Origin of the sequence: Mesorhizobium silamurunense (genome assembly GCF_014843825.1) — a bacterium.
Classification (GTDB): Bacteria; Pseudomonadota; Alphaproteobacteria; order Rhizobiales; family Rhizobiaceae; genus Mesorhizobium; species Mesorhizobium silamurunense.
Window position 1 is genome coordinate 18,503 of the sequence record NZ_JHQR01000144.1, and the last position, 20,183, is coordinate 38,685.

19 protein-coding genes and 3 pseudogenes are annotated in these 20,183 nt (G+C 64.1%); 6 read left to right on the forward strand and 16 right to left on the reverse strand.

Translation table 11 applies throughout. From position 1 onward, the window contains the following. Position 1: 1 nt before the first annotated feature. From DH10_RS16575 to DH10_RS16595, 5 genes and pseudogenes are all read right to left on the reverse strand, one after another. A pseudogene (locus tag DH10_RS16575) lies at positions 2 to 1,174 on the reverse strand (ABC transporter ATP-binding protein); the annotation flags it as partial. Continuing rightward, positions 1,174 to 2,685, reverse strand: a pseudogene (gene livM, locus DH10_RS16580) (high-affinity branched-chain amino acid ABC transporter permease LivM); the annotation flags it as partial. The pseudogenes DH10_RS16575 and livM, both read right to left, overlap by 1 nt. A gap of 88 nt (positions 2,686 to 2,773) precedes the next feature. Further along, on the reverse strand, positions 2,774 to 3,676 hold the full coding sequence (locus DH10_RS16585; protein ID WP_192245700.1) for a branched-chain amino acid ABC transporter permease: 903 nt from the start codon (positions 3,674 to 3,676) through the stop codon (positions 2,774 to 2,776). 338 nt (positions 3,677 to 4,014) lie between these two features. Beyond that, positions 4,015 to 4,341, reverse strand: a pseudogene (locus DH10_RS36995) (HAD family hydrolase); the annotation flags it as partial. 77 nt (positions 4,342 to 4,418) lie between these two features. Next, positions 4,419 to 4,805 (reverse strand): ectoine synthase, encoded by a 387-nt coding sequence (locus DH10_RS16595; RefSeq protein WP_192245695.1) that lies wholly within the window; start codon positions 4,803 to 4,805, stop codon positions 4,419 to 4,421. A gap of 165 nt (positions 4,806 to 4,970) precedes the next feature. Between DH10_RS16595 and DH10_RS16600 the strand changes: the two genes are divergently transcribed. Then, positions 4,971 to 5,858, forward strand: a complete 888-nt coding sequence (locus DH10_RS16600; RefSeq protein WP_192245693.1) for a LysR substrate-binding domain-containing protein — start codon at positions 4,971 to 4,973, stop codon at positions 5,856 to 5,858. Positions 5,859 to 5,879: 21 nt separating this feature from the next. Here the strand turns inward: DH10_RS16600 and DH10_RS16605 are convergent, their stop codons facing one another. Genes DH10_RS16605 through DH10_RS16615 form a run of 3 tightly spaced genes read right to left on the reverse strand, consistent with a single transcriptional unit; the run spans position 5,880 to position 9,166 of the window. After that, positions 5,880 to 6,881 carry a 4-hydroxyproline epimerase gene (locus tag DH10_RS16605; protein WP_192245690.1) on the reverse strand — a complete coding sequence of 334 codons (1,002 nt, stop codon included), beginning with the start codon at positions 6,879 to 6,881 and terminating at the stop codon, positions 5,880 to 5,882. Between the two features lie 36 nt (positions 6,882 to 6,917). Then, positions 6,918 to 8,222, reverse strand: coding sequence for an NAD(P)/FAD-dependent oxidoreductase (locus DH10_RS16610; protein WP_192245688.1), 1,305 nt, complete (start codon positions 8,220 to 8,222; stop codon positions 6,918 to 6,920). 14 nt (positions 8,223 to 8,236) lie between these two features. After that, positions 8,237 to 9,166 carry a dihydrodipicolinate synthase family protein gene (locus tag DH10_RS16615; protein ID WP_192245686.1) on the reverse strand — a complete coding sequence of 310 codons (930 nt, stop codon included), beginning with the start codon at positions 9,164 to 9,166 and terminating at the stop codon, positions 8,237 to 8,239. A 66-nt stretch (positions 9,167 to 9,232) separates the two neighbouring features. Between DH10_RS16615 and DH10_RS16620 the strand changes: the two genes are divergently transcribed. Next, on the forward strand, positions 9,233 to 9,937 hold the full coding sequence (locus tag DH10_RS16620; protein WP_246505923.1) for a GntR family transcriptional regulator: 705 nt from the start codon (positions 9,233 to 9,235) through the stop codon (positions 9,935 to 9,937). 54 nt (positions 9,938 to 9,991) lie between these two features. Here DH10_RS16620 and DH10_RS16625 read toward each other — a convergent pair whose 3' ends face one another. The 3 genes from DH10_RS16625 to DH10_RS16635 form a co-directional block, all read right to left on the reverse strand. Beyond that, on the reverse strand, positions 9,992 to 10,309 hold the full coding sequence (locus tag DH10_RS16625; RefSeq protein WP_192245684.1) for a hypothetical protein: 318 nt from the start codon (positions 10,307 to 10,309) through the stop codon (positions 9,992 to 9,994). 259 nt (positions 10,310 to 10,568) lie between these two features. Next, positions 10,569 to 10,874, reverse strand: a complete 306-nt coding sequence (locus tag DH10_RS16630) for a hypothetical protein (RefSeq protein WP_192245682.1) — start codon at positions 10,872 to 10,874, stop codon at positions 10,569 to 10,571. Positions 10,875 to 11,205: 331 nt separating this feature from the next. Beyond that, positions 11,206 to 12,702 carry a CoA-acylating methylmalonate-semialdehyde dehydrogenase gene (locus DH10_RS16635; RefSeq protein ID WP_192245680.1) on the reverse strand — a complete coding sequence of 499 codons (1,497 nt, stop codon included), beginning with the start codon at positions 12,700 to 12,702 and terminating at the stop codon, positions 11,206 to 11,208. 374 nt (positions 12,703 to 13,076) lie between these two features. Here DH10_RS16635 and DH10_RS16640 point away from each other — a divergent pair, with 374 nt between their 5' ends. Continuing rightward, on the forward strand, positions 13,077 to 13,958 hold the full coding sequence (locus DH10_RS16640; RefSeq protein WP_192245678.1) for a LysR family transcriptional regulator: 882 nt from the start codon (positions 13,077 to 13,079) through the stop codon (positions 13,956 to 13,958). Between the two features lie 110 nt (positions 13,959 to 14,068). Here DH10_RS16640 and DH10_RS16645 read toward each other — a convergent pair whose 3' ends face one another. After that, positions 14,069 to 14,635: a hypothetical protein gene (locus tag DH10_RS16645; protein ID WP_192245676.1), complete on the reverse strand. Its 567-nt coding sequence runs from the start codon at positions 14,633 to 14,635 to the stop codon at positions 14,069 to 14,071. 139 nt (positions 14,636 to 14,774) lie between these two features. Between DH10_RS16645 and DH10_RS16650 the strand changes: the two genes are divergently transcribed. The 3 genes from DH10_RS16650 to DH10_RS37000 all read left to right on the forward strand — a co-directional run bounded on the left by DH10_RS16650 (position 14,775) and on the right by DH10_RS37000 (position 16,288). Then, positions 14,775 to 15,215, forward strand: a complete 441-nt coding sequence (locus DH10_RS16650) for a phospholipase A2 family protein (protein ID WP_192245674.1) — start codon at positions 14,775 to 14,777, stop codon at positions 15,213 to 15,215. Positions 15,216 to 15,515: 300 nt separating this feature from the next. After that, positions 15,516 to 16,175 (forward strand): phospholipase D-like domain-containing protein, encoded by a 660-nt coding sequence (locus DH10_RS16655; RefSeq protein ID WP_246505922.1) that lies wholly within the window; start codon positions 15,516 to 15,518, stop codon positions 16,173 to 16,175. Continuing rightward, complete coding sequence (locus tag DH10_RS37000; protein WP_246811575.1) at positions 16,145 to 16,288, forward strand: hypothetical protein; 144 nt, start codon at positions 16,145 to 16,147, stop codon at positions 16,286 to 16,288. The genes DH10_RS16655 and DH10_RS37000 overlap by 31 nt, the downstream gene beginning before the upstream one ends. A gap of 2 nt (positions 16,289 to 16,290) precedes the next feature. On the opposite strand, the gene DH10_RS16660 is transcribed toward DH10_RS37000, so the two are convergent. The 4 genes from DH10_RS16660 to DH10_RS16675 all read right to left on the reverse strand — a co-directional run. Then, positions 16,291 to 17,550: a D-amino acid dehydrogenase gene (locus tag DH10_RS16660; RefSeq protein WP_192245672.1), complete on the reverse strand. Its 1,260-nt coding sequence runs from the start codon at positions 17,548 to 17,550 to the stop codon at positions 16,291 to 16,293. A 193-nt stretch (positions 17,551 to 17,743) separates the two neighbouring features. Further along, positions 17,744 to 18,892 carry an alanine racemase gene (gene alr / locus DH10_RS16665; protein WP_192245670.1) on the reverse strand — a complete coding sequence of 383 codons (1,149 nt, stop codon included), beginning with the start codon at positions 18,890 to 18,892 and terminating at the stop codon, positions 17,744 to 17,746. 82 nt (positions 18,893 to 18,974) lie between these two features. Further along, positions 18,975 to 19,493: an RNA pyrophosphohydrolase gene (locus DH10_RS16670; protein ID WP_192245668.1), complete on the reverse strand. Its 519-nt coding sequence runs from the start codon at positions 19,491 to 19,493 to the stop codon at positions 18,975 to 18,977. A gap of 33 nt (positions 19,494 to 19,526) precedes the next feature. Then, positions 19,527 to 20,183: divergent polysaccharide deacetylase family protein (locus DH10_RS16675; protein ID WP_192385008.1), on the reverse strand; the 657-nt coding region annotated here is incomplete at its 5' end.

Below are 20,183 nucleotides of genomic sequence, written 5' to 3' on the forward strand. Positions count from 1 at the left end.
GCTTGCCCGCTGCGGGCTTGGCCGCCGCTTGCTTACCCTTCGAGGCGCTGTCGGCTTTCGCGGCTGCAGCCTTGGCGGCCGTTTTCTTCGGCGCTGCTTTTGCGGTGCTGACCTTCGCGGCCTTCTTGGCTACCGGAGCGGGCTTGCCGGCGACAGACGCCGAGCGCGCGTCGACCTGAGCCGCTTTCGAGGCGCCTTTCGATACCGTGACCCGCTCGCCTTCGTCCGCGTGTTCGACAGTATCGGAAACCGGCCCCGCCATCATCGAAGCGGAATTGCCCGGCCCATGCGCCGCGTCCGGTCCGGTATCGAGCTGCTCGATGACATCCTCGTCGCCGACTTCGGTGAGCACGGTTTCGACCTCCTCGTCGTCGACGCCGAGATAGGCGGCGATGACGCGCGGGTCGGTGCGGACCGACTGCGGATTGCCGTCAGAGATCTTGCGGCCATATTCGAGCACGACGACATGGTCGGAGATCTGCATGACCACCGACATGTCGTGCTCGATCAGCAGGATCGACGTGCTGTTCTTGATGTCCATCAAGAGTTCGTTGAGCGCCGCCGACTCTCTCGGATTGAGGCCTGCGGCCGGCTCATCGAGGCACAGAAGCTCCGGCCCGGTGCACATGGCGCGCGCGATCTCCAGCCGACGCTGCGCGCCGTATGGCAGGTCGCCGGCCGGATCGTCGGCGCGGTCGACGAGGTCGGCCTTCTCCAGCCAGTGCCTGGCGAGATCGATCGATTCGGCCGAGGCCTGGCGATAGCTCGGGAAGCCGAACAGGCCGAGGAAGGTGTAGCCCGAGGCCTTCATCAGCTTGTTGTGCTGGGCGACCAGCAGGTTCTCGAGCAGCGTCATGCCAGAGAACAGGCGGATGTTCTGGAAGGTGCGCGCCACATTGGCGCGCGCCGGGATCTCGTGGTTGGGCAGGCGCTCGAGCAGATAGGTCGAGCCGTCACGTTTGTTCAGCGTGATCATACCCTCGGTGGGCTTGTAGAAGCCGGTGATGCAGTTGAACACAGTCGTCTTGCCGGCGCCGTTCGGCCCGATCAGCGCGGTGATCTCGCCGCGCCTGGCCTGGAAGGACAGGTCGCCGATGGCGACCAGGCCGCCGAACTTCATCGACAGGTGCTCGACCTGCAGGATGAGATCGTCTGCGGAAGCTTGCGCGTTCATCAGCCATGGCCCTCCTTGGTGAAGGAACCTGAGACCGTTTTTCGCTCCTTGAGGAAGGCGGTCGGCTCGCGGCTGCCGACGAAGCCGCGCGGCTTCCACAGCATGACGATCACCATGGCCATGCCGAACAGCAGCATGCGGTAGAGTTCCGGCGTGAAATCGGGACCGAAGACCCGCTTCAGGAAGTCGAGTTCGCGCAGCGCCTCGGTGCCGCCGATCATCACCAGCGCCGCCACGGCGATGCCGGCCAGCGAGCCCATGCCGCCGAGCACGACGATGGCAAGGACGATCGCCGATTCCAGGAAGACGAAGGATTCAGGGCTGACGAAGCCTTGCCGGGCGGCGAAGAACGAGCCGGCGAAGCCGCCGAACATGGCGCCGGTGGCGAACGCGGTCAGCTTGGTGGTGGTGGTGTTGATGCCGAGCGAGCGGCAGGCGATCTCATCCTCGCGAAGCGCTTCCCAGGCACGGCCGACCGGCAGCCGGCGCAGCCTGATGGTAACGAAGGCGGTCAAAAGACAGAGTCCGAGGATCAGATAGTAAAGGAAGATCTTGTAGTAGGCGCTCGATGTGGCGATGTTCAGCACCTTGGCGATGTAGTTCGGGTCAGAGACGTTGAACGACATCAGGCCGAAGAAGGAGACTTTCGGGATGCCGGATATGCGGGCCGAGCCGTTGGTCACCTCGCGCCAGTTGATCAGCACAAGGCGGATGATCTCGCCGAAGGCGAGCGTCACGATCGCCAGATAGTCGCCGCGCAACCTCAGCACCGGAAAGCCGAGCATGACGCCCCAGAAGGCGGCCATGCAGCCGGCGGCCGGCAGCAGGATCCAGAACGACAGGCCGAAATGCGTGCCGAGCAGCGCGTAGGCATAGGCGCCGACCGCATAGAAGGCGACGTAGCCGAGATCGAGCAGTCCGGCCAACCCGATGACGATGTTCAGCCCCCAGGCCAGCATCACATAGATCAGGATCTGGATGCCGAAATTATCGACCCACTTCAGCGAGCCTTGGAACCCCCCAGCTACAGATCCTGTATATAGCGCAAGCGTAAGGACGACGATGACCGGGTACAACGCCAGCGCACTGACGCCCAATGCCGAGAAGTGAGCATGAATGAAGCTGCGGAAGTAAAACATCACAGAAGCTACGGCATAGATAATGGCCAGCGCCCGCAGGAACCGCGCATAGCCGGCAAGGTCCGGCCCCAGCAGTCCATCGAGCGAACCGGCCAACACCAAAAGTGCAAACGCTATGACGATGGCCGCAATGAAATACGGAAGCCGGAAGAAGCGCGTCGCCATACTCTCCGGCAGCAGGCCGGTGGCAACATCGGCGACCTTTAGGCTGGCCGCGAAGGGTTGAGCATAAGCGACATAAAGGAAGCGTCCGACAGCGGTGAGGACAACCACCAGGGCAAGCAGGCCCCAGCGCCGCACCAGGATCAGTTCGTTGCTGATGTTCTGGTCTGTTCTCAGACCGATGAACAGCACGAACAGGCCGAGCGCGATGGCGCCGGCATAGAGCGCTTCGCGGAAAGCGCGTTGGACGGGAGTGGCGACGACGTCGCGCTCCGGAGATACGGTAACCGCCATGGGATCAGACCTTTTCGACTTCAGGCCGGCCCAGGATGCCGGATGGCAGGAAGATGAGCACGATCGCCAGGATCGAGAAGGCGGCGACGTCCTTGTAGTCGATCGAGAAATAGGCCGACCACATGCTCTCGATGAAGCCGATCAGCAACCCGCCAAGCACCGCGCCTGGAAGCGAGCCGATGCCGCCGAGCACCGCCGCCGTGAAGGCCTTCACGCCCGGCACGAAGCCGTCGGAGAAGACCACCACGCCGTAATACATCAGGAACAGCGTGCCGGCGACCGCGGCAAGCGCCGCGCCCATGATGAAGGTGATGGAGATGGTGCGGTCGACGTCGACGCCGAGCAGCGCTGCCATCTTGCGGTCCTGCTCGCAGGCGCGCTGCGCCCGTCCCAATGCCGTCCTGTTGACGAGATACCAGAAGATCGCCAGCAGCACGGCGGTGACCAGCACGATGATGATCTGCTTCAGCGAGACGCTGATGCCGTCGATGGTATAGACTTGGCTGACCAGCGGCGGGATCGGCTTGTTGCGCGGCCCTTGCGTGACCTGCACGAAGTTGGACAGCGCGATCGACATGCCGATGGCGGTGATCAGCGGCGCCAGCCGGAACGAGCCGCGCAGCGGCCTGTAGGCCACCTTCTCGATCGTCCAGTTGTAGAGGCTGGTGAGCAGCATGCCCACGATCATCATGATCAGGAGCGCCACCACGACAGGCACGGAATAGAACAGCGCGCCGAGGATCAGGAAGACGATGAGGGCTGTGAAGGCGCCGACCATGAAGATGTCGCCATGGGCGAAATTGATCATGCCGATGATGCCGTAGACCATCGTATAGCCGATCGCGATCAGCCCGTAGATAGATCCCAGCGTCAGCCCGTTGATAAGCTGCTGGACGAAGTACTGCATAGTTATGCGGCTCCCCTGGAATGTCGACCGTTCCCGGGTCGCACTCCTTTTCGTATTTCCCTTAGTCGTAAAGTTTCGAGCCCGGATTGCAACGTGATTCTTCAATCGCCGGGCGTGGTTTGGAAGCACGCCACCCGATTGCCCGTTTTTTCGCACCCAGCCCCTGGACTATCGCGGACCCTATCATTGGCACAACGCAATGTCTTTGACGATTCAGCCGTATCATGCCCGCCATTTCGAAGAAATTGCCGTCAAAATAAGTTGAAGTGCGGATTTCTTGCGTCAATGGAGTCGGTCCGTTTTGCGGCCCTGCGCATCGCGTAGGGTCAGGATTCCCATCAGTGTGACAGCCATGCGACAGCGCGCCGCAACTGTCGACATTCTCCTTCGCCTAAGATGGTCGACCCCAGGAAGGGCGGCATAGGATCGAGTGTCGGAAAACAGCGTTCGGCACGTAGTCGGGCAGCGGTTTGCGGCCAGTCCCTCTGTCGATCCGCATAGTGCGGAATCCGAGATCACGGGCGGCCGCGAGATCGAGATGGGGGACTGGCACAGAAGTGGACGATATCGCCGCGGTCGACGCCAAGCGCTTTGCGGGCGAAATCGAAGATCTGCCGGGCCTGCTTATAGGCGCCGGCCTGCTGCGCGGTGATGAAGCGGTCGATGAAAACATACGTGGAGCGGGTCGGCGATTCTATCAAAAAGCTGGACCGCTCCCGAAGAACAGCGCCTGCGCAAAAGGTCAGTAAGCAGATCCTCCGTCTCCGTTGAGGGTATGCTTCTCGGTGCCGTTGAGGGGCGGATTGAAGACGCTGACCAGCACCATGTCGCCGGCTGCATCGGCGCGAAGGTAGTGATCGTCATGGGCATCGAGAACGTAAATCGTGCCGGTCTCGATGCGATGGATCGCGCCGGACATATCTTCGACTTCACCGCTGCCGGAAATGCAATAGCAGGCTTCCAGATGGCGGCGATATTGAAGCCGCGACTCGCTGCCGGCCCGCACAACGGTGTGACAGACCGTGAATCCCATGCCGTCCCGCTGGGTGAGCAACCGATGGCTTGTGCCATTGCCCCAGTCGACGAAGAAGTCAGTTTTTTCTACATCAGCTAACTGCCTGGTGAACATGGCATCTCTTTCCTGTGGTTTGCACCGAAAGCCGAATATGCTCTCGGACTGTATGGTTTTCGGCGCTTCGATCCGCTAACTTCGAAGCAGGGTTCAAGAAATGTCGTAAGCCGCGGCGAAGTTCAAATGACCGATTTTCGCCCAATGCATTAGAAAAATTTACAGATGGACTATTTGCCGCTGAACGCCATTCGCGCTTTCGAGGCCGCTGCGCGCCATCTCAGCTTTTCGGCTGCGGGCGAGGAGCTGCATGTCACCCATCCGGCGATCAGCCATCAGATCAGGCGGCTGGAGGAATGGCTCGGCGTGCCCTTGTTCCACAGGGATGCCCGCAAGGTTCGCTTGACCGACGCCGGGCTTGCCCTGCAGGCCTCGGCGACGGCGGCGCTTTCCGACCTTGCCGCCGCCTGCCGGCGTATCCGCAGGAACGCAGTTGCTGCGTCGCTGTCCGTGGGCTGCATCCCATCCATTGCCAGCCGGTGGCTGGTCCCGCGCCTTTCGGACTTTACTGCTCGCCACCCCGAGATTGCGATCCGTGTCGCCTATGCGAAAGCCGAAGACCGGCTCGAGGACGACGACAACGATATCCTGATCACCCTCGGCGCCGATCCATCTCCAGGGGCTGCCAGCCTCAGCCTCTTTTCCCGCATCAGCCGGCCCGCCTGCAGCCCGCACTACCTCGCCCGCAAAGGCCAGCTTGGCACGCCGGCGGATATTGCCGCGGCGGACCTTTTGCATGACGAGACTCGTCAGGGCTGGCGCGACTGGTTCTCGCAAGCCGGCATGGCCGGAGCCGATGTCGGCAACGGGCCTGTCTTTGCTGATTTCAATATACTGGCGACGGCCGTTATTGCCGGCCACGGCGTCGCCCTATGCCCGATCGAGGTCTTTCGCGAGGAGTTGCGGCGCGGCGATCTCGTTGTCGTCTCCGATATCGCGACCGACAGGGACAAGGGCTACTTTCTCACCATGTCGGCGCAGCCTTCGACCGCCGAAATCACATTTGCCGACTGGTTCCGCGATCAGGTTTCGACCGATGGCGAAACTGCGTGACGCTCTCGACCTTTGACAGCATCAGGTGACAATGAACCCATGCGCGAACGGATCGCGATCGTCGATGAAGATGGTGTTCAATCCGGTCATGCGCGCCCAGCCGCCGATCGAGGGGATGATCGCCGGCTTGCCGGCGACGCTGACCTCTCTTTCGACCCTGCCCTTGAACAGCGAGCCGATGATCGATTCATGCACGAAGCTGTCGCCCGCCTTGAGCTTGCCCTTGGCGTGGAGCTGCGCCATCCGCGCCGAAGTTCCGGTGCCGCAAGGCGAGCGGTCGATCGCCTTGTCGCCATAGAAGACGGCGTTGCGCGCATCGGCCTCGGCATCTCTCGGCTTGCCGGTCCACAGCATGTGCGACAGCCGGTTGATGCCGGGGTTCTCCGGATGCACGAATGAGTATTTCTCGTTGAGGCGCTGGCGCACCACCGGGCTCCAGGCGATGAGGTCGCCGGCCGAATGGTCGGCCATGTCGCGGTAGTTCTCCTGCGGCTCGACGATGGCGTAGAAATTGCCGCCATAGGCGACGTCGACCCTGATCTCGCCAAGCACGGGGCATTCCACCGTCAGCCCTTCGGCGTAGAGGAAGGACGGCACGTTGGTGATGCGCACCTCCTCGACATATTCGCCGACCTGTTTGTATTCGGCGACGACCAGGCCCGCCGGCGTGTCGAGCTTGAGCACGCCCGGCGTCTTCGGCTTCACCAGTCCGTGCTCGATCGCCATCGTCACGGTGCCGATGGTGCCGTGGCCACACATCGGCAGGCACCCCGAGGTCTCGATGAAGAGGATGGCGATATCGCACTCCTCCCGCGTCGGCGGATAGAGGATCGAGCCCGACATCACGTCATGGCCGCGCGGCTCGAACATCAACCCGGTGCGGATCCAGTCATACTCGGCGAGGAAATGCGCCCGCCGTTCCATCATCGTCGCGCCTTCAAGCAGCGGCCCGCCGCCGGCGACCAGCCGGACAGGATTGCCGCAGGTGTGGCCGTCGATGCAGAAGAAGGATTTCTTGGCCATGATGGCTCCCTGAAATATCAGAATTCTGGAGAATTGTCAGAACCGTTGCGGGCGGAACGGAGAGAGATCGAGCGGCGTCTGCCCGAGAACGAGATCTCGGATCAAGCGGCCGGTCGCAGCCGCTTGGGTCAGGCCGAGATGGCCGTGGCCGAAAGCGTAGAAGACGTTCGGCGCCCGCGCCCGGCCGATGACCGGCAGCGAATCCGGCAGCGACGGGCGAAAGCCCATCCACTCGCGGCCGCCCGACGGATCGAGCCCGGGCAGGAAACGCCTGGCTTTTTCCAGCATCGCCTTCGAGCGCTGGAAATTTGGCGGCCGTTCGATGCCGCCGAGCTCGACGGCGCCGCCGACGCGCAAGCCCGTTTCCAGCGGTGTGATGACGAAGCCGTGCCCGGAAAAGATCAGCTGCCGTTTCACGTCGAAGGCCGACAGCGGCAGCGTGGTGTTGTAGCCGCGCTCGGTCTCCAGCGGGATGCGGTCGCCGAGATCTTTGGCCAGAAGGTGCGACCAGGCGCCGGCGGCGATGACAAGTTGCTTCGTCTTTCGGATCGTGCCGTCGGCAAGCGTGAGCGTGGCGCCATTTGTTCCGGCCTCGATACGCTCGATGCGCGCATGCTCGAAGCGGGCGCCGAGCTTCTCCGCATAGGCCCAGACCGCCTTGCCGAGCAGCTTCGGATCGGCGACCGTCTTCCAGCTCGGCACGAAGGTGCCCTTGACGAAGCGTGGCGCGAGACCCGACTGCAGGGCAGCCATCTCCTCCCCCTCGACATGGCGGAAGCCGATGCCGAAGCGCTCGCGCTCCGCCCAGCCCGGCAGCGCGGCGCGGAACTCGGCCTCGCTTTCGTAGAGTTCCAGCGAGCCGTCCTCGCGCAGCATCGGCCTCGTGCCGGAGCGGTCGAGCAGGCCCATCCATTCGGCCTCGGCGAGCTTCATCATGCCGGCCTGCGCCGCGAGGCTTGCCTCGTAGTGCTTGGCGGCACCCGCGCGCCAGAAGCGGAAAAGCCAGGGAAGGAGCTTGGGCAGATAGGCTGGTGGGATGGCGAGAGGCCCGAGCGGATCGGCGAGCCATTTCGGCAATTGCCTGATCATGCCCTTATGCGCCAGCGGCAGCACGTCGGAGAAGGCGAAGGCGGCGGCGTTGCCGGAGCTCGTCTCCTCGCAGATGCCGGTGCGGTCGAAAATGGTGACCCCGCGCCCCGCCTCGGCGAGGTAGACCGCGGCGCAGATGCCGATGATGCCGCCGCCTATGATGGCGATGTCTTCACCTTCTCCCCGTTCACGCGGAGAAGGTGCCCGGAGGGCGGATGAGGGGCGGTGCCCCTCTTCGGAATTTCCCTGCACGCGAATGCTGCCCCTTACTCGGCCGCTGCCATGCTCTCCACCGATCGAGAAAAATCCGCCGGCAGTTGCGGCCGCATGGCCAGCGCATCCTTGACGATCTTTTCCACCGCCTTGCGGCGCTCGCCCGACAACGGCTGGCGCGGCATGCGAACGCGGTCATTGGTATCGATCGCCAGCACTTCGGCAAGCTTGATGTTTTGGACCAGATAGGTCGAGACATCGAGGTCGAGCAGCGGCCGGAACCAGCGGTAGATCTTCAGCGCCTCCTCGCGGCGGCCTTGCTTCATCAGCTGGTAGATGGCGACGGTCTCGCGTGGGAAGGCGGTGACGAGGCCGGCCACCCAGCCGATGGCGCCGACCGACAGCGCCTCGAAGGCGAGGTTGTCGACGCCGGTGAAGAGGTCGTAGCGGTCGCCGAGGCGATTGATGATCTCGGTCGAGCGGCGGATGTCGTCGGACGATTCCTTGATGGCCACGAAGCGCTTGTCCGATGCCAGCTCCTCCATCAGGTCGACGGTGACGTCGACGCGATAGGCGAGCCGGTTGGAGTAGATCATGACCGGCAGGTCGCCGGCTTCGGCCACGGCGCGCAGTGCGGCGACCGTCTCTTGCCGGTCGGTGTGGTAGATTGGGCTCGGCACCACCATCAGGCCATTGGCGCCTTCCTTGGCGGCGCGGCGCGCGATGCTTGCCGCCTCGCGGGTGCCGGGCTCGTTGACGGTCAGAAGCACCGGCTTGTTGCCGGCGACCTTCTGAGCCGTCTTCAGCACCTCGATCTTCTCGTCATGCGACAGCATCGGCCCTTCGCCGAGCGAGCCGCAGACGATGATGCCGTCGCAGCCGGCCTCCATCTGCAGCCCATAGCAGCGCTCCATCTCGGTATGGTCAAGGCGGTCGTCGGTGGTGAATTTGGTCGTGACTGCGGGGAAAACTCCGGCCCACATGGCTATTCCTCTTCTGATATATCAGCCGTATATCTATTAAGAGTACCTGTCAACGCTGAATCCGTTATGATATATGAAAAATATATCAGGAGCCTGTCATTGATCTCCCCGCTGATATCCATTGAGACCAACACGACCTTCGAACCGGCGGCGACCAAGGCCTATCGCGCGCTGGAGCACATGATCGTAACCCTCGAGCTGGCGCCGTCGAGCTTCGTCACCGAAGGCGCTCTGATCGAGCGGCTGGGTCTCGGGCGCACCCCGGTGCGCGAGGCGATCCAGAGGCTTGCCTGGGAAGGCCTGTTGGATATCAGGCCACGCGCCGGGATCGCGGTCGCGCCGCTCCACCCCGGCGACTGGCTGCGCGTCATCGACGCCAGGCGCGGCGTCGAGGTGGTGCTCGCCCGCTCCGCCGCTCGCTTCGTCACCCGCGAGGCCGCCGACCTTTTTCACGAGGCGGCCCTTGCCATGCAGAAGGCGGTGATCTCCGGCAACGTGCTTGCCTTCATCCAGGCCGACAAGCAGCTCGACGAAGCGCTGGCGATTGCCGCCGACAATCCCTTCGCAGCGCGCGTGGCCGCACCCCTGCAGACGCATAGCCGGCGCTTCTGGTTCCGCTACAAGGCAGACACCGGCTTAGCGGAATCGGCCGAGCATCATGTCGCGCTGATCCGCTCGATCCTCGACGGCGACGAGGAAGCCGCCGCCAAGGATGCCAAGAAACTGATGGCGCTGCTGCGCGGCCACGCCGAGGTGGCCGCGACGCGCTGACCGGAGCAGTTCAGCCTTCGCTGAACTGCTCCGTTTCTCCTGGAATTGCTCGGCTCAGCCACCCGGCTGCCGGACCGCGGTGGCCAGCGTGTCTTCCCATCCGTCGCCCGCCGCCAGGATGCAGCTTTGGCCTTTGACGTCGGTCATCAGGATGGTCCAGGTTCCGCTCGCCGACACAAACACCTCGAAGATGGCCACTTCTCCGGCCACGCCGTACCCCAGCCGCTTCTCCTCAAAGGTCGCCGCCAGTCTCGAGACCAGATAGTCATGGCCGCCGCAGATGACTTGCGCCTGCGCGGGGAAAGACGACAGCGCCATCACGGCGCCAACCGCCGCCAGTTTGATCCATCGGAACGAAAATACGCGTGCCATGGGGCACCTCCTTCGCCTTCGCATTCCGGCAAGGGAGGCACATTCGGCCACCTCAGTGTGCCGGAACGCTCCAGGCCGGATTCGACGTCTTCATCGCGTCACTCCTTCTGGTTTCCGGTCTGTCGCAGGGAGATTTATCACTCCCTGCATTCGATATGGTGAAGCTGCGCCCGGTAAACAAGCGGCGCTACTGGAGGGCATCTGGGTCGGCCTTCGCGCAAAAACCGTGGCAAGACGCTCGGCCCGGCATCCTCGATGTTCAAGCGCCCGGCATGGCTGCCGCGATCGTAGGGCTGTCCCAGCCCTCGCCGACGGACAGGATGCAGCTCTGGCCCTTGGTATCGGAGGCCAGCACAGTCCAACTGCCCTGGTCGGAAACGAAAATCTCGAGCACGACGTTCGGATTGATCAGCCCGCGTCCTGCTTCGCTCTCGTGGAACTTGTCGCCGAGTGCCTTGATGATGTCGGCGCGTGGAGCGCATTGCGCGGCCGCATTGGCCTGAGCGGTTGCGGCTGACACTGCAATCGCCGCAAGGAACACTGTCGTCAAAAGGCATCGTGTCATCTGACACCTCCTCGCGCCAGACGCGAACCCCGGCTGCCACCGGCGCTGTTTGATTGGCCTGCACACGGCAGGAATACAGCCTAAGGCGGATGATGGTGTGTTGGTTCCATCACACGGCGACGGAATTATTAGAATTCGCAGATGCTCCCAGGACGCGCTGCGTCGAAAGTCATGTACCTAAAGTTGCGCTGAACTTTGATGGGACGCACCCGGAGGCGCGACAAAGTTTGCCTGCTATGAATGGAGGGGAGGCCAAATAGCCTCCCCTCGTGGGTTCCAAAAAGAAAGCGCGGCTTGCGTCGCGCTTTCTCAAATGTTGGACTTTGTCCGGTCAGTTCATCGTCGGGATGACGAATTCCGCGCCGTCCTTGATGCCGGACGGCCAGCGCGAGGTGACCGTCTTGGTCTTGGTGTAGAAGCGGAACGCATCCGGACCATGCTGGTTGAGGTCGCCGAAGGACGACGCCTTCCAGCCGCCGAAGGTGTAGTAGGCGATCGGCACCGGGATCGGCACGTTGACGCCGACCATGCCGACCTGGACCCTGGAAGCAAAGTCGCGCGCCGCGTCGCCGTCGCGGGTGAAGATGGCGACGCCGTTGCCCATCTCGTGCTCGTTGGCGAGCTTGATGGCGTTCTCGTAGGTCGGCGCGCGCACCACCGAGAGCACCGGCCCGAAAATCTCTTCCTTGTAGATGCGCATGTCGGCCGTCACGTTGTCGAACAGGCAGCCGCCCATATAGTAGCCGTTCTCATAGCCCTGCATCTTGAAGCCGCGGCCGTCGACGACCAGCTTGGCGCCTTCCTTGACGCCGATGTCGACATAGCCCTTCACGCGCTCCAGTGCCTGCGCCGTCACCAGCGGACCGAAGTCAGCGGAAGAGTCCGTCGACGGACCGACCTTAAGGCTTTCGACGCGCGGCACCAGCTTTTCCATCAGCCGGTTGGCGGTGTCGTTGCCGACCGGCACGGCGACAGAGATCGCCATGCAGCGCTCGCCCGCCGAGCCGTAGCCGGCGCCGACCAGCGCATCGACCGTCTGGTCCATGTCGGCGTCGGGCATGATGATCATGTGGTTCTTGGCGCCGCCGAAGCACTGCACGCGCTTGCCGGCCGCGCAGCCGCGCGCATAGATGTACTGCGCGATCGGCGTCGAGCCGACGAAGCCGACGGCCTTGATGTCCGGATCGTCGAGGATGGCGTCGACCACTTCCTTGTCGCCGTTGACGACGTTCAGCACGCCTTCCGGCAGGCCGGCCTCGATGAACAGCTCTGCGATGCGGATCGGCACGCCCGGATCGCGCTCCGACGGCTTCAGGATGAAGGCATTGCCGCACGCGATCGCCGGAGCGATCTTCCACAGCGGGATCATGGCGGGGAAGTTGAACGGCGTGATGCCGGCGACGACGCCGAGCGGCTGGCGCATCGAATAGGTGTCGATGCCCGGGCCGGCGCCATCGGTGAACTCGCCCTTCATCATGTGCGGCGCGCCGATGCAGACCTCGACCACTTCGAGGCCGCGCTGGATGTCGCCGCGCGCGTCGGCAATGGTCTTGCCATGCTCGCGCGCCAGGATGTCGGCCAGTTCGTCATAGTCGCGCTGGACCAGCTCGAGGAACTTCATCAGCACGCGCACGCGGCGCTGCGGGTTGGTGGCTCCCCATTTGAGTTGCGCTGCCTTGGCATTCTCGACCGCGGCGCGCAGTTCCTGCGCCGAGGCCAGCGCCACCGTGGCGCGCACGGAACCGTCCATCGGCTGCATGACATCCTGCTTGCGGCCGCTGGTGCCGGCGACGCGCTTGCCGCCGATGAAATGACCGTATTCGATCATGGTTTCTCTCCCTGTTTGGTCATGAGGCATTGTCCGCCTTTGCGGCGGCGATGGCAACGCGAGCCAAAACGCAACCGTTGTGCGGAAAATAGACAACGGCCATTGACTGTGCATTAATTGCCGCAAATGGCAGGTTTGCTCGATCGTTGAAAAGGATTGAAGGTTGAGTTCCTTCACACCCCCCTCTGGCCTGCCGGACATCTCCCCCGCGAGGGGGGAGATTGGCAGCTTCGGCCTTACCGCCCTTTCTGCGATGTTGGAGATTGGCGAAAGCCGACGCGACATCCGATCTCACTCCTTGCGGGGGAGATGTCCGGCAGGACAGAGGGGGGTTGGCGGGAACGCGACGCTCACGATTAGCGTGGACCCTCCCCATGAACTGGGATGACGTGCGCATCTTTCTCGCCGTGGCGCGCGCCGGCCAGATCCTCGGCGCGGCGAAGCGCCTTGAGCTCAATCACGCCACCGTCTCGCGCCGCATCGCGGCGCTCGAGGACGCGCTGCGCACAAAACTCTTCCGCCGCCTGACCACCGGCAGCGAGCTGACGCCCGCAGGCGAGCGTTTCCTCGACATCGCCGAGCGCATGGAAGGCGATATGATCGCCGCGCGCTCGACCATTGCCGGCGAGGGCGACGACGTGTCCGGCACCGTGCGCATCGGCGCTCCCGACGGTTTTGGCGTCGCTTTCCTCGCCAAGCGGCTCGGCGAGCTGACCGCGCTCCACCGCGAGCTCACCATCCAGCTGGTGCCGGTGCCGCGTTCCTTCTCGCTGTCGCGGCGCGAGGCCGATATCGCCATCACCGTCGAACGGCCGACCGAAGGCCGGCTGGTGGCGGGAAAGCTGGTCGACTATACGCTCGGGCTGTTCGCCTCCCGCGCCTATGCGGAGGCGAACGGCCTGCCGAGGACGGCAGCCGATCTCGGCCGGCACACGCTGATCGGCTACGTGCCCGATCTCATCGTCAGCCCCTCGCTCGACTACGCCGCCGAGTTCAGCCCTGACTGGCGCTCGAGCTTCGCCATCTCCTCCGCGCTCGGCCAGGCGGAAGCCGTGCGCTCCGGCGCCGGCATCGGCATCCTGCACACCTTCGTCGCCCGGTCGATGCCGGAGTTGGTGCCGGTCGACATCGTGGCGCCCATTCGGCGCGCCTATTGGCTGGTCTATCACGAATCGGTGAGGCCGCTGCGCCGCGTCCAATTGGTCGCCAATTTCATCACCAAGGCGGTGGAGCGGGAAAAGGGGTTGTTCGTTTGATGCATGTCGCCCAAAATTGTGCAGCGGTTTTGGGAAGACGACATGCATAAAAACAAACCTGAAGCGCGTCGCCTGAATCTGTTTCAGAGCGACGCGCTTTAGATCCGCTTTCAGGGCGGATCCAGCACGAATGAGTTCACAACCTTCTCGGTTTCGTCAGCGAGCGGCGCCCACATCCGGGCGGTTTCCTCGGCGCTGTCGCCCATCAGCCCGCAGGTGACGAAACCGTAGCGGTCGCTGCGTATCGAAATGGCGATCCTGGCATGGCCGTAGAAGCTGGCATTGCCGTCGCCGAGCCGGAAATCCATGTCGGCCACCCGCACCGGATAGCCGTCCGGGAATCGCGCCAGCCTGTCGTTGCTGAAACTCGCCGAACCGAAGGCCGCGCCGATCAGTGTCTGCCAGTCGTCCAGCGACCAGTCCTTCTCGACGAAGGCCCTGGGATCGGGCGGATTGTCCGGGGCGGTCGGATCGTAGAGATTTTCCGACACCCTGCAGGTCAGGCCCTTTTCGCCGGATTTGACCTTGAGCCGTATGGAATCGCTGGACGTACTTTCGCTCGTCCATCCCTCGGGATAGGTGAGCGAAAAGCCGTGATCCGTGTCGTGAACTGTTTTGTCCGCGGCAAGTGCCGAGGCGCAGATCAGACATCCCGCAGCCAAAACAAAAGCGCGCATCGCACCGCCCTCCCCGCCGCACCGACGATAGCACAACCGGCGCGCCATGCCGCCTTGCGCTTGCCACAAAGTCGGCGAGTGTGGCACCAGCGCTTCGCCGTGCCATGGCGAGGGGGAATATCGGAAAGCCGGCGCAGACATGCGAGCCATTCTTGCCATCCTGCCGCTGCTTTGCCTCTCCGACTGTGCCAACCCGTGGGCCAAGGTTCCCGAAGCGGAACTGCCGAAGCCGATCCGCTACGCGATGGCCCGTCCCTCGCCTTTCGTCTTCGGCAATTATTGCGGGCCGGGAACCCGCACCGGCGATCTCTCGGCCAGGCCGGTCGACCGGCTCGACGCCGCCTGCCGGATCCACGACGCCTGCTACATCGCCCGTCACAATCATTGCGACTGCGACGGCGCGCTGATCGCCTCGGCAAGGACGATCCGCGATGACAAGGCCGCGCCAAGGAAGATGCGCGGCGAGGCCGAGCTCTTGATCGCCACCTTCGCGCTTCCGGTCTGCAAGGTCTTCCCGCAGGGCTTCATGCCGCCGCGCGACCCCGCGCAGCTCAAGGCGATGAATGGGGCGACCGGGTGAGGCCAGGAGCCGTCGTGACAGGGCTGCTGCTTGGCCTGGCGTTGATCGCGCTGGCCGGTTGCGCCGGCATACCGGGCCATTCGGCCTGCGCTTTCTTTCCGGGCGACGAGACCTGTGCGCGTCCGCCCATCTCGGCGGACGGCAGCGGCGCCGAAATCGCCAGCGCTCATTACTTCGCGGACAATGGCAATGCCACCTATGAAAAACGGTTCGAGGCGTTGCTTGCCCAAAGCCGGATCGATGCGCTCGATCGCACGAACGGCACCGGCCGCTTCGGTCGCGACTGGCGCGACATCCACAATGATCGACCTGTCGCGCTATCCCGAGCTGCAGCAATACGGCAGGACCGACGGCTTTTCGCTCAACTACTATTCCAACTGGAGCGACTTCGACATCGAGATCGCCGACCAGGCGACGGTCGCAACACTCGCCGCGCATCTGTCGACCGTCTGGCTGCGCGATGCCGACACCAACCTGTCGCGGCCGTTTTCCATCCCCGTTCGTTCCGACGGTCGTCCGCAGGGCGTGGCGCGGCATTTCGTTTCCGTGCCCTACGAGGACGGCCACGCGCTCGAAAACTACTTCGTCGAGCTGATCGACACCGCCGAGCACCGGATCGAGATCGTCAATCCCTATCTCAATCTGACGCCCAGCCTCGCCAGGGCGTTCGACCGGGCGCTGGCCGGCGGCGTCAGGATCGACGTCGTCGGCCGCATCGACCTCAGGGGCGACATCGGCGGCCGCTTTCTCACCGCGCTCAACAAGCTGTTCGTCGAGAAATACGGCGACCGCATCGACATCCGCGAATTCAAGGCACCCGACGTGGTGCTGCATTCGAAGATCATGATGATCGATCAGCGCCTGGTGACCATCTCCTCGGTCAACCTCAACAACCGCAGCTTCTTCCACGACTCGGAGAACGGCATGTGGTGCTCGATCCGTCTTTCTACCGCCGCATGAAGCCGATCTATGACGACTATCTCGCCCATTCGCAGCCGGTAGCCACCAATGTCACGATTGGCTGGGCCTACCGGCCGCTGTTCAGCGGAGCGTGGGTCAGGCAGGCCTTCTGAGGTCAAGCCTTGATGTAACGATCCGGGCTGAGGTCGAGCGCGTTGATTTCCGGCACACGGTTGGACATGATGTCGGAAAGCACCTTGGCCGAGCCGCAGGCCATGGTCCAGCCCAGCGTGCCGTGGCCGGTGTTGAGATAGAGATTGGACAGCTCGCTCTGTCCGACCAGCGGCGGTCCGTCCGGCGTCATCGGCCGCAAGCCGCACCAGAACGTCGCCGCCTTGAGGTCGCCGCCGCCCGGGAACAAGTCGCCGACCGAATGCTCGAGCGTGCGGCGGCGCGATTCATGCAGGCGAAGGTCGAAGCCCGAAATCTCCGCCGTGCCGCCGACCCGGATGCGATCGCCGAGCCTGGTGATCGCCACCTTGTAGGTCTCGTCCATGATCGTCGACACCGGCGCTGCCGCGGCATCCGTGATCGGCACGGTGATCGAATAGCCCTTGACCGGATAGACCGGGATCGGCCGCTTCATCTTGCGCATGAAGGGGGCCGAATAGCTGCCCAGCGCCATCACATAGGCGTCCGCCGTCCGCCAGCCCTTGTCGGTGCCGACCTGGATGACGCGGTTGCGGTTCCTGACGACGCGCCGGATGGTCGTGCCGTATTCGAAGGTGACGCCGCGCGCCACGCAAAGCTCGGCCAGCCTGTCGGTGAACATCTTGCAGTCGCCGGTTTCATCGCCGGGCAATCTCAGCCCGCCGACGAATTTTTCCCGCACGCCGGCCAGCGCCGGCTCGGCGGCGATGCAGCCGTCCCGGTCGAGCACCTCATAGGGAACGCCGTATTTCTTCAGCACCTCGACATCGCCGCCGGTGCCGTCGAGCTGCTTCTGCTTGCGGAAGAGCTGCAGCGTTCCCTTGGCCCGCTCGTCATAACTGATGCCGGCCGCGGCACGCAGCGCCTTCAGCGTGTCGCGGCTGTACTCGGCCAAAGGCACCATTCGCGATTTGTTGAGCGCATAGCGCTCGGCCGTGCAGTTGCGCAGCATCTTGATGAGCCACGTCCACATATGCGGATCGAAGGCCGGCCGCACCACCAGCGGACCGTATTTCATCAAGAGCCATTTGACCGCCTTGACCGGGATGCCGGGCCCGGCCCATGGCGAAGCATAGCCGGGCGACACTTCGCCGGCATTGGCGAAGCTGGTTTCCAGCGCCGGCCCCTGCTGCCGGTCGATGACCGTGACTTCGTGGCCGGTCTCGGAAAGGAAGTAAGCGGTGGTGATCCCGATCACGCCGCCGCCCAGCACCAGGACTTTCATTCTATGCTCCCTCAAAGCCGATCATGCCGCCGAAGGGGCCCGGATCGTCGCTTTCTGTCTGCCGGATTTTGCCGGCTCCGCCAAGGGCTCCCTGGCACATGTCGCCCGAAAGCGTGCAGGCTGCTTTGGGAAAACGACACGCATATCAAAGGTTTGAGCGCGCTGCCTGGAGCCTCGTCAATGCGATACGGCTTTAGCCTCCGATGTAGCGGCGGTGAAAGCGCGCACCGAGGCTGGTCAGCACCTCGTAGCCGATGGTGCCGGCATGCGCGGCCGCGTCGTCGAGGCTTTGCGACGGGCCGATGAGCTCGACGAGGTCGCCCTCGTCCAGCCTGCCGGCCGGAAGCGCTGAGATGTCGAGGATGATCGAATCCATCGAAACACGCCCGACGAAAGGCAGCCGCACGCCCTCGAACCATGCGGCCGAAGCCGCGCGCCGGTGCCAGCCATCGGCATAGCCGAGCGAGATCGTGGCCAGCCTGAGCGGTCCGCGCGCGTGATGGGTGTGGCCGTAGCCGATGCCGGCACCGTCTTGGACGCTGCGCGTCTGCGCCACTTTGGCCTGCAGCCGTACCACCGGCTGCATCGGGTTGGCCTCGCCCGGGGTCGGGTTGATGCCGTAGAGCGCCGCACCGGGGCGGGCCAGGTCGTGGTGGTAAGGCGATCCAAGGAAGATGCCGGACGAGTTAGCGAGCGAGGCCGGTGCCTTGGGCAGCATCCCGCGCAGCCGCTCGAACGCGAGCCGTTGTGCTTCGTTGGCGGGATTGCGCGGCTCGTCGGCGCAAGCGAGATGACTCATCGCGATGCGGATATCGATGCCGTCGAAAGCGTCCTTCGCGAGTGCGGCGACTTCGGCCGGCGGCATGCCGAGCCGCGACATGCCGCTGTCGACCTGGACCGCGGCCGGCAGCTTTCGACCGGTGGCACGCGCCGCTTCGCGCCACGCTTTCAGCTGAGCGGCGCTGTTGATGACGGGGTGAAGTCCGGCCGCGACCGCCTCCGATTCGGAGCCCGGCGGCAGGCCGTTGAGGACAAAGATGTCGCGTCCTGGCCCAAGCGCCTTGCGCAGCGCGATGCCCTCGCCGGGCAGCGCGACGAAGAAGATGCCGCAACCTTCCCTGATCAGCGCCGACGCCACCTGCGCCGCGCCGAGACCATAGCCGTCCGCCTTGAGCACGCCCGCGCAACGCACCCCCGCCAGCCGCACCTTGAGCCGCCGGTAGTTCTCGCGGATGGCGCCGAGATCGATGGTCAGGATCGCACCGGCCGCCGCTTCGCTGACCGTCGAATCGCTGGCGCCATTTGCTACAGCCAGAAAACCGCGTCCGGTGTCGTCATTCATGGCGACCCCCTCATTGCATCAAAGGCAATCATTAGGACGCCGGTGCCGGCGCGGCAACCGTGGTAGTAGTGGCCAGCTGTCTCTAGCCGGCGAGATGTTGGAACGCCGCCACCACCTGCTCGTAGACCTGGCGCTTGAACGGCACGATGAGGTCGGGCAGTTCCCGCATCGGCCGCCATGCCCATTGATCGAATTCGGCCTTGTGGCCGCCGGGCGGCGGATTGATCTCAATCTCGCTTTCGTCGCCCTCGAAACGGTAGGCGAACCATTTCTGCGTCTGGCCACGGTAGCGCCCCTTGAAGGCGACGCCGACCAGATGCGGCGGCAGGTCGTAGTTGATCCAATGCGGCGCCTCGGCAAGCAGCGACACGCTGCGCATGCCGGTTTCCTCGTAAAGCTCCCGCTCCGCCGCGTTAAGCGGCTCCTCGCCCTCGTCGATACCGCCCTGCGGCATCTGCCAGAGTTTCGTCGTGCCGGAAAACTCGCTGTCCGGCTCGGCGATGCGATGACCGACCCAGACCAGCCCGGCGTGGTTGAGGATCACAAGCCCGACGCAGGGACGATAAGGCAACGTCTCGGGATCGATCATCTTCTTGGACATTTCCGGGTTCCGGCATCGGCGAGAAGCCGATGATTAGCCTTTCTGGGGATCGATGGCGACAGCGGAAATCGGCACGATCTCGATGCCGCGCTTCTTCGCCTCGGCGATCCAGGACGTCACCGTGTCGATGGTGATATCGAAAGCCGAGCCGATGCCGACGGCGCTGCCCTTGGCCCGCGCGGTCGCCTCGAGGCTGTCCAGCTTCTTGAGGATTTCGCCGCGGTCCTGCACCGCGTCGATCGCCATGTCGCCGGCCACGAACGGGACGCCGTCCTTCAGCGCGAGGTCGGGCGCCAGGCTCCGCGCGGACGAGCCGTCGTCGACATAGGCAAGGCCGCGCCTGCCGAGCTCGGCCATGAACGGTCCCATCGCGTTCGCATCGGCCGAGAAGCGCGCGCCCATATAGTTCATGACGCCGGTATAGTTGGTCGTCCTGGACAGCGCCCAGTACAGGCTCTTCAGGTTCTCGTCCGGGCTCGCCGAGACCGTCAGCGTGTTGCGGCCCGGATTGACGTTCGGATAGTCGAAGGGCTCGAGCGGTATCTGCATGACGATCTCGTGCCCGCTCTGCCGGGCCGCCTTCATCCAGCGGTCGATGCTGTTGCCCTGCGGTGCGAAAGCCAGCGTCACTTCGGCCGGCAATTTGGCGATCGCCGCCTGCGTGCCGGTCTGCGAGACGGCGAGCCCGCC

What these genes read in the sequence shown, in the direction of transcription:
- DH10_RS16640 (WP_192245678.1), top strand. Translation starts at nt 13,077, where the DNA reads ATGAACTGGGATGACGTGCGCATCTTTCTCGCCGTGGCGCGCGCCGGC.
- DH10_RS16635 (WP_192245680.1), bottom strand. Translation starts at nt 12,702, where the DNA reads ATGATCGAATACGGTCATTTCATCGGCGGCAAGCGCGTCGCCGGCACC.
- DH10_RS16605 (WP_192245690.1), bottom strand. Translation starts at nt 6,881, where the DNA reads ATGGCCAAGAAATCCTTCTTCTGCATCGACGGCCACACCTGCGGCAAT.
- DH10_RS16585 (WP_192245700.1), bottom strand. Translation starts at nt 3,676, where the DNA reads ATGCAGTACTTCGTCCAGCAGCTTATCAACGGGCTGACGCTGGGATCT.
- DH10_RS16645 (WP_192245676.1), bottom strand. Translation starts at nt 14,635, where the DNA reads ATGCGCGCTTTTGTTTTGGCTGCGGGATGTCTGATCTGCGCCTCGGCA.
- DH10_RS16630 (WP_192245682.1), bottom strand. Translation starts at nt 10,874, where the DNA reads ATGACACGATGCCTTTTGACGACAGTGTTCCTTGCGGCGATTGCAGTG.
- DH10_RS16660 (WP_192245672.1), bottom strand. Translation starts at nt 17,550, where the DNA reads ATGAAAGTCCTGGTGCTGGGCGGCGGCGTGATCGGGATCACCACCGCT.
- DH10_RS16655 (WP_246505922.1), top strand. Translation starts at nt 15,516, where the DNA reads ATGATCGACCTGTCGCGCTATCCCGAGCTGCAGCAATACGGCAGGACC.
- DH10_RS16600 (WP_192245693.1), top strand. Translation starts at nt 4,971, where the DNA reads ATGGACTATTTGCCGCTGAACGCCATTCGCGCTTTCGAGGCCGCTGCG.
- DH10_RS16625 (WP_192245684.1), bottom strand. Translation starts at nt 10,309, where the DNA reads ATGGCACGCGTATTTTCGTTCCGATGGATCAAACTGGCGGCGGTTGGC.
- DH10_RS16670 (WP_192245668.1), bottom strand. Translation starts at nt 19,493, where the DNA reads ATGTCCAAGAAGATGATCGATCCCGAGACGTTGCCTTATCGTCCCTGC.
- alr (WP_192245670.1), bottom strand. Translation starts at nt 18,892, where the DNA reads ATGAATGACGACACCGGACGCGGTTTTCTGGCTGTAGCAAATGGCGCC.
- DH10_RS16615 (WP_192245686.1), bottom strand. Translation starts at nt 9,166, where the DNA reads ATGTGGGCCGGAGTTTTCCCCGCAGTCACGACCAAATTCACCACCGAC.
- DH10_RS16620 (WP_246505923.1), top strand. Translation starts at nt 9,233, where the DNA reads ATGATATATGAAAAATATATCAGGAGCCTGTCATTGATCTCCCCGCTG.
- DH10_RS16595 (WP_192245695.1), bottom strand. Translation starts at nt 4,805, where the DNA reads ATGTTCACCAGGCAGTTAGCTGATGTAGAAAAAACTGACTTCTTCGTC.
- DH10_RS16650 (WP_192245674.1), top strand. Translation starts at nt 14,775, where the DNA reads ATGCGAGCCATTCTTGCCATCCTGCCGCTGCTTTGCCTCTCCGACTGT.